The sequence below is a fragment of the Gilvimarinus sp. 2_MG-2023 genome (assembly GCF_030547685.1).
Taxonomy (GTDB): domain Bacteria; phylum Pseudomonadota; class Gammaproteobacteria; order Pseudomonadales; family Cellvibrionaceae; genus Gilvimarinus.
This window is the reverse complement of record NZ_JAUOQM010000011.1, coordinates 1-6692: the sequence shown is the minus strand read 5'-3', so window position 1 is coordinate 6692 and position 6692 is coordinate 1. Positions and strand designations below refer to the sequence as shown.

Genomic DNA, 6692 nt, shown 5'->3' with positions numbered 1-6692 from the left:
GTGGTTGGTTTGGCGCTTACTGTCAAATTGCGCATACTGACCAATATAGCCATCGACTTTCTGGGCGGCCTGGTGCCAATCGTTGGCGATATATTCGATGCTTTTTTCAAAGCCAATATCCGAAACACAAGAATACTGAGAGAACATTTAACCAATCGGCAGAAAAATCGTACCGAAAGCCACTAGACTAATTTCTGCTAGTAACGCAGCGAACCAAAGCAGCCCCACCGGCTCTGAATTATTAATACAGCGATGCAATGTTTCGGCTAACAAAGTTATTCAGCTCAGACACGGATTTAACGATGTATAAAGACTTCTTATCTGACAACGCTTCCAATCTCGCATTGAAATCATCATTCCAAAAGTTCGGGCATAACCGTAATACTTTGTAGCTTGCAAGGGTGCCCTTTAAGACCGAACTTCCATCCGGCCACCCTTCGGGTTTTACAACAACCCCTTTTAAAAGCCGCTTAGTCACAAACCAGTAGCTCGTTAAGTAGGGAAGATCAACATAAACCAATGTATCAGCCGCTTCCAGACGCTGATTAAATGAACTTAACGGCCCCACCCCATCGATTAACCAGCTTCCAGACGACAAAATGCGAGCATGCTCTTCATCAAATAAACCGCGGTCTACCAGCTCCCCGTTCGGTTTGTACATTATCGAGTCCAACTGATATAGCGGTATACCAGCCGCCAAGGCTAAAGCTTTACTTAATGTCGATTTACCACTGCCGGGTTTACCGAAAACGGCTATTTTTTTCATACTGCCTCCTTGAAAACATCCACTCTTATGAGGCAGAAACAAAAAACCCACCTTAAAGAGGTGGGTTTAATAAGTTACAGACGCATAAAAACCCCACCATTCCTATGGAATGATGATAATTCGGAAAGCCTTGTGCGCCAAAAAGATATTCATGTGTTTATGATTGCTCGAAAAGGGCCACATGTCAATAAATAGTGCCTGAGCATAGGGGCTAAATTTCACAAGCTGTAGATATTTAGACAAAACGCCTGAATGAGTGTCTGACTCTATTTTTCAGTACTTTTCACGCCTTTAATCTCATCTGGCCTAAATATATTATCTTTGATTTCCTCTAGAGCTTCTTCGCTGAGGGTATTCTCTTCCGTGAATATGAAAAACAGCATACCTTTAGTTTTTATAGAGTCAGTTAGAAGCTCTTTAGCCTTACCAATATCCCCCGCCTCTAGGTAGTAGAGAGTTTCGTCGTCTTTCTGAAACGTCTTAAAGTACTCGACCCAATGATCTTCTAGTGACTTATCAAACATGAACATCAATCGTACATTAAGTGCAACCGAAGCGATCAGTGCTACGGACAAAACGTATGGTATCAATTTTTTCATGAATGGCACCGAGAAAAATAACGCACGCAGCTTCGGACGATTTGTAATGACTAAGGAACGGAAAGCGCGGGAACTACCTCGCCCGCTGGCATGCATGCTGAACTCATATAGTTCGCGCTCACTCGCTACTCTTCGTCTTCGTCTTCGTCTTCGTCTTCGTCTTCGTCTTCAGCCGAGAATATTCCGGGAAATGCCTCCTGCACCTCATTAGGAACGAATGATAGCCATTCTTTAATCATGGATTCCTCATCAAACTCCTCACCGGACTCGTAGTCAATCACGCCGAAGAAAGACTCTCCATCTTTGTTCAAGGCATAATATTCAGTAGCTCCATGCTCATGAAATATAGATCCATACAGTTCAATTCTTTTTCCTAATTTTACTAATGGCTGCATTGCATGCATCCATTCATCGCCAAATACAGTAATATCAATAAATTCGCCGCTCCTTTCTAACCCTTCATGAGGAAATTCACTGCCTTCGCTAAAAGACAAAAGAGGATGTGAATCTTTCAAAGACTCTATTCCTGCATCTTTGAACAATCTAGCAATGAGATCCCAACTCACGCCATCGTCTGATTCCTCTAAGGCTGCCATCACTTCATCTGACGACTTCATTAGGATACTTCCCCACGCTTCTGCCATAAAATTCACCCCTCAACATTTCGGTTAAATTGACTTCCTAACGCTATAGTAAGCCGACCCATTGCATAATCTCAGTTATTCGATAAAATGGAGAAACCAAAGAAAACCGAAGCTACGCTATAAGTCTCGAATTGACAAACCTGTTAAGATTATATCGATCTAAATTAGACCTTTACTCTTGAGTTCTTGCATTTTCTTTAATCTTTTACCCATAACCGAATCATCTTCCATCTCAACTGCTTCCCTGACAAATAAATTGGCTACATCTGCGCCGGAAAATTCAGACGAATCACTAACTTTTTCGTTTAGGGATTTTTTCTTTTTCGTAGAATAGGCGTGTGAAATATAATACCCAATGAAAATCACCCCCCAAATAACCAGACTAGCAATTAAACCAGTGATAAATCCATAAAATACCCAGCCCCCGATAAAGGTTATAGTAAATCCGATCACTGAAATTACAGCCGATGCCACTATATTTCCAATTTTCAGTAAATCCAAGTCGTTTTGATAATTACACACATCCAAAAACTCTGAAATTATTTCATCCTGTGCTCGTTTCGCCACAAAAAAACTATTACTAGAATATTTGATCAGCACATTCCCAGTGCACTCTGAAAAAATTGAATTAATAAAATCAATATATTGCTGCGGCATCACTTCAACAGAAAAGTCCCAATCAAACCTGTATCTCTCTCCATCAAATACAAATGACAAATTAACTTTTTTATCATCCCAGTTAACAGGAAGTTTAATGCTAGAAACCTTTCCTTTTACCCCCATGGACTTTAAGCTAATTCTAAATACTTCAAGGATATTTTCGTCTTCTTCAATTTCGAAATCAGAAAGATTGTGAACCTTAGCGACGGACTCCGCTAAAAAGTTTTCTTTCACTTGATCAAAGCAAGAGTCCTCACTTTCCTCAAGAGAAAAATCATCACTCAATAAATTAACACCCCTCATTTTCGGAACCATCTCTTCACATACCGCATTTCTATATGAATTGATGTATTCCTCAACGATAATTCTTCTAAGCATCCTTAATCTCCACTTGATCTAATCTGGTGTTACCTACAAAAAATAGACACCTTACTATGCAGCAATTGCCACCCCCCCCTTCAAATCCGGCAGAGCTCACCCCGTCGTTTACAGAATGCCTTCTTTTTCGATTACAAAAGGCTTCAAAGTGTCCAAATATACTAGAATTGCCAACCTCACCGAATAATAGACCTCGAAGAAAATGGGGTCAGATGAAACTTATGTCATTAACTTAACCCCAGTCACCCCATATTAACCATAGGAAGCATTCATAATGCGCCATAAATTTCATCTGACCCCACTTTCTTGAAGTAAGTGCCATACTTATCTGACCCCTCATTTCCTGACACTTGTTTTTAAGCTCAGTGGTTATGTGATAAAAACCAAAAGAAATAAAAACGACAGCCAGACTATTAGTGCCAACCACATAAACACAGACGTTAAGCGGATTGATTTAACGCGTATATAATCACAGAAAACAATAATACCGAAAACACCAGCTATAAAATAATTAAAGCCGGTTAGAAACAGAAGAGAGTAAAAGGCGATATAGTGCCAACCCGCTAGCGCTACTATTGATGAGCACGCAGTGAGTGACATCAATAATATAGTCAGAACATTCAGCACATATCGACGTTTTTTATTTATTGAATACACCCAGAAGTCAACCACAAGGAGGATTAACAGAGGTACCACAGGTACGACTATAAACCAGAGGCCCTCATTTAGAGCTCCTTCAATATAACCCACAACAAAGATGGCCAAGATGGCTATTACGATTGATAACTGACTAGCACTGCGAAAGTAATCAAAACCTTGTTTTACAGGCTCAGTATTTTCAGGGCTATTAGCTTGCATAGCGGAACACTGCTCCTGATGTGACACATCCACCATGCATATATTTTCTTGCTTATACAAACTATACTCAGAAGCTCTCTGTAATAGCTTTGGCCTTAAAGATAAAACGCAAAAAAATAGAGCGAAAACAATATAAAACCAAAAAACATACTGAACGTTAGACCCTGACCATCTCTCACTAAATAATCCGACTTGAGTGAGTGTCAACAAAGCAGATATCCCACAAAGAACGCCAAACACCAGCATAGATGTACGGGCCATCCTTAACATATAGATTGCCAGTACGGCAAAAAATATTCTCACTACTATAGCGATCATATCGTACAGTAGATTGTCCTGTATCAAGGATTGGAAAAGAAATAAAAAACACTCTCCAACCCCAAAAAAGGCCCAGAATGCCATAGCGTAAAGATACCAAGGCTTAGTTATTATTTTTTTTCTGCAAGGGTCACTTTCAGCAGGTAAAGGTTTTAGCGTACTATTGGCGCTCCCTTTCATAATCGTCCTCAAATCAATTAGATTTCTATCACCCTATTCAGATCCGGCTAGTTTTGAGCGCCTTGTTAGCACTATGATACGACATGCGAAACCGCACCACTGTATAAGAAAATTTCACCGACAATAAGTGCTGCAGCAATAATACCGTAGAACCAGTTAATCTTTGCCCCACCTGATAGATTTAGTGATTTATGGTTTTCTTCTCTTATTTTTTTGAAACATCCAGCTCAAATGACGAAGAAAATGGGGTCAGATGAAACTTATGTCATTAACTTAACCCCAGTCACCCCATATTAACCATAGGAAGCATTCATAATGCGCCATAAATTTCATCTGACCCCACTTTCTTGCTCATCTTTACCGCCCGCACCTTGAACTCTCTTGAATATTCCCACGTTTTACGAGGGTTTGTATACTTTGGCATTTTCACCTCCAGATGCGTTATCTAGAGGTGTCCACTAAAGTGGGGCAAGTTCAACGTTAAATGGGAAAACTTGTTAGGAATTTTTTTTGAAATCTCTTGATAGCATTTGGGAAGCTGCGGAAGCTTCATACAAGCCAACGCCTTTAATTTGCCTTGCAGCCTCGTAGCCATCAATTTTAAATTCGTTCAACATTTCGCCTAACGTTAAAAGGCGGCTGGTATTTAAAACCATTCTGACGGCAGTTCCCCGGCACAAATGAGAAAGATCAATATGATGTTTACCATGTTCGTCTAATTTGATTCCATGATCACCCGTACAAATCAAGAAGCTACCACCTAACCGACAAATACGGTTAATCATATAAAGACCAAAACCCGAGTTATGCCAAGGATCACTCGTATCCTGTATTGCGCCTTCAAAACTTTTACTGGAAATAGCAGGCATTAAAGCTTGTTGAATAGCGTCACTATGCGTTTTAATTTCAATATGCGGATTTTCTTTTAGAGATTTCTTTAACCCGACTCCATTATCGAGAATAGCTATTTCGACTTTATTGTAATATGGCCAATACTGCGCACAGTACTCCAAGCTTTTCGATTTACTATGCTCAAAGACGTTTCTCATTATTTCTCGAATCGAATATGTAAGCGCATCAACCAAATTTCCGCTATGCTCTTGCGCCAGTATTTCCGCCAAATGAGCTGAGCGCCTTTCAATAACCTCTTGCTCTGGCTCCCACTCTTCCATGGCTTCATCAATAATGGTCTGTAAGCGTAATATTGTAAATGGTACGAACCGGTCGTTGCCATCAACACAATTTGGCTCTCGTCCATGTTTTAAACCAAAAGCCCTAAAGAACGCCATATTCGCCGCATAATCTTTATTTTTGTGGCCACAACAGCTAATCGTGGTATCTCGATTAAGTCTATTATAATCGCGAATAAACTTAGCAACATAAACCATTGTAAATGGCTCGATTCTTCCCATATTTGAGAAATCGATTACGATTCTATCTTCGTTTTCAAGTGACGCTATTTCATCACAAAATTTGAATATGGATTCAACATTACACACTGCTGGATAAAGAACTTTTGGCACTCTCCCTCCTATGCCTAACAGCATATTAATGTGCGTGGATACATCTAGACACTTTGTCTACATATAGGAACAAGTGTTCACATATAACCAACAGTGTCTAAACCTGCACACCAAATTCACGTGACACTTAGAATAAAAAATTGAAGTAACCAGAGAAAGGGAGAGTGTCCGCATCAATCCTGATGCGCTTAGATACCTTCCAAATGGTTAATTCACTGATTTTTACTTGCCTATGGCAGGCCGACAAATCAGATGAAACACTGAGAAAAATAGTGCCATGGAATGGCCCGTTTGGCAACATGCATGTCTGAGGTCGGACGCCTGACGCAAAAAAAGCCTCCTACGAAGTCCCCTCCCCCATGCCACTGAGCCGAATGGAGGTTGATTTTAGTGGGTAAGCTCGCATGGACGCGAGCGCAAGTATCGCTAGGCCAAGGACAAGGTGAATTGCGAAGCAAGAGAATGTGCCCTGGGGTACGGCCTATCGATACGGCCCACTAAAATCAACCGGAGTGAGGGCACCCCACTGGGGCCAGTTGCCGGGGTGAGCTTGACGTGAATGGATTCACTAATGTCGTGGGCGCATGAATGCGCAGGAACGACCGGGTACTTCTTTGCTCACCAAAGAAGTACCTCGCCCGCCCGGCGATTGAGGGGAGAACGAATGTCTGATGTCCGACGACTGATGCCTGACGCAAAAACAAAACTCACTACAAAGTCCACTCCCCCATGCCACTAAGCCGAGTGGAGGTTGATTTTAGTGGGT

Annotated in this window: 7 protein-coding genes; 1 reads left to right on the top strand and 6 read right to left on the bottom strand. The window is 41.1% G+C overall.

Annotation, left to right across the window (positions count from 1 at the left end):
- Window positions 1–186, top strand: coding sequence for a DUF4112 domain-containing protein (locus Q4526_RS02185; protein ID WP_303609509.1), 186 nt, complete (start codon window positions 1–3; stop codon window positions 184–186).
- Window positions 187–241: 55 nt separating this feature from the next.
- Here Q4526_RS02185 and Q4526_RS02180 read toward each other — a convergent pair whose 3' ends face one another.
- The 6 genes from Q4526_RS02180 to Q4526_RS02155 all read right to left on the bottom strand — a co-directional run bounded on the left by Q4526_RS02180 (window position 242) and on the right by Q4526_RS02155 (window position 5926).
- Window positions 242–766 carry an adenylate kinase gene (locus Q4526_RS02180; protein ID WP_215975103.1) on the bottom strand — a complete coding sequence of 175 codons (525 nt, stop codon included), beginning with the start codon at window positions 764–766 and terminating at the stop codon, window positions 242–244.
- Window positions 767–1032: 266 nt separating this feature from the next.
- Window positions 1033–1365 (bottom strand): hypothetical protein, encoded by a 333-nt coding sequence (locus tag Q4526_RS02175; RefSeq protein ID WP_215975102.1) that lies wholly within the window; start codon window positions 1363–1365, stop codon window positions 1033–1035.
- Window positions 1366–1490: 125 nt separating this feature from the next.
- Entirely contained in the window at window positions 1491–2009 is a 519-nt protein-coding gene (locus Q4526_RS02170) for a hypothetical protein (RefSeq protein WP_215975101.1), read from the bottom strand.
- A 159-nt stretch (window positions 2010–2168) separates the two neighbouring features.
- Window positions 2169–3047 (bottom strand): hypothetical protein, encoded by an 879-nt coding sequence (locus Q4526_RS02165; protein ID WP_215975100.1) that lies wholly within the window; start codon window positions 3045–3047, stop codon window positions 2169–2171.
- 369 nt (window positions 3048–3416) lie between these two features.
- Window positions 3417–4403 (bottom strand): hypothetical protein, encoded by a 987-nt coding sequence (locus Q4526_RS02160; protein WP_215975099.1) that lies wholly within the window; start codon window positions 4401–4403, stop codon window positions 3417–3419.
- Window positions 4404–4900: 497 nt separating this feature from the next.
- Window positions 4901–5926: a hypothetical protein gene (locus Q4526_RS02155; RefSeq protein WP_215975098.1), complete on the bottom strand. Its 1026-nt coding sequence runs from the start codon at window positions 5924–5926 to the stop codon at window positions 4901–4903.
- Window positions 5927–6692 lie beyond the last annotated feature (766 nt).

What these genes read in the sequence shown, in the direction of transcription:
- Q4526_RS02180 (WP_215975103.1), bottom strand. Translation starts at nt 766, where the DNA reads ATGAAAAAAATAGCCGTTTTCGGTAAACCCGGCAGTGGTAAATCGACA.
- Q4526_RS02175 (WP_215975102.1), bottom strand. Translation starts at nt 1,365, where the DNA reads ATGAAAAAATTGATACCATACGTTTTGTCCGTAGCACTGATCGCTTCG.
- Q4526_RS02170 (WP_215975101.1), bottom strand. Translation starts at nt 2,009, where the DNA reads ATGGCAGAAGCGTGGGGAAGTATCCTAATGAAGTCGTCAGATGAAGTG.
- Q4526_RS02165 (WP_215975100.1), bottom strand. Translation starts at nt 3,047, where the DNA reads ATGCTTAGAAGAATTATCGTTGAGGAATACATCAATTCATATAGAAAT.
- Q4526_RS02160 (WP_215975099.1), bottom strand. Translation starts at nt 4,403, where the DNA reads ATGAAAGGGAGCGCCAATAGTACGCTAAAACCTTTACCTGCTGAAAGT.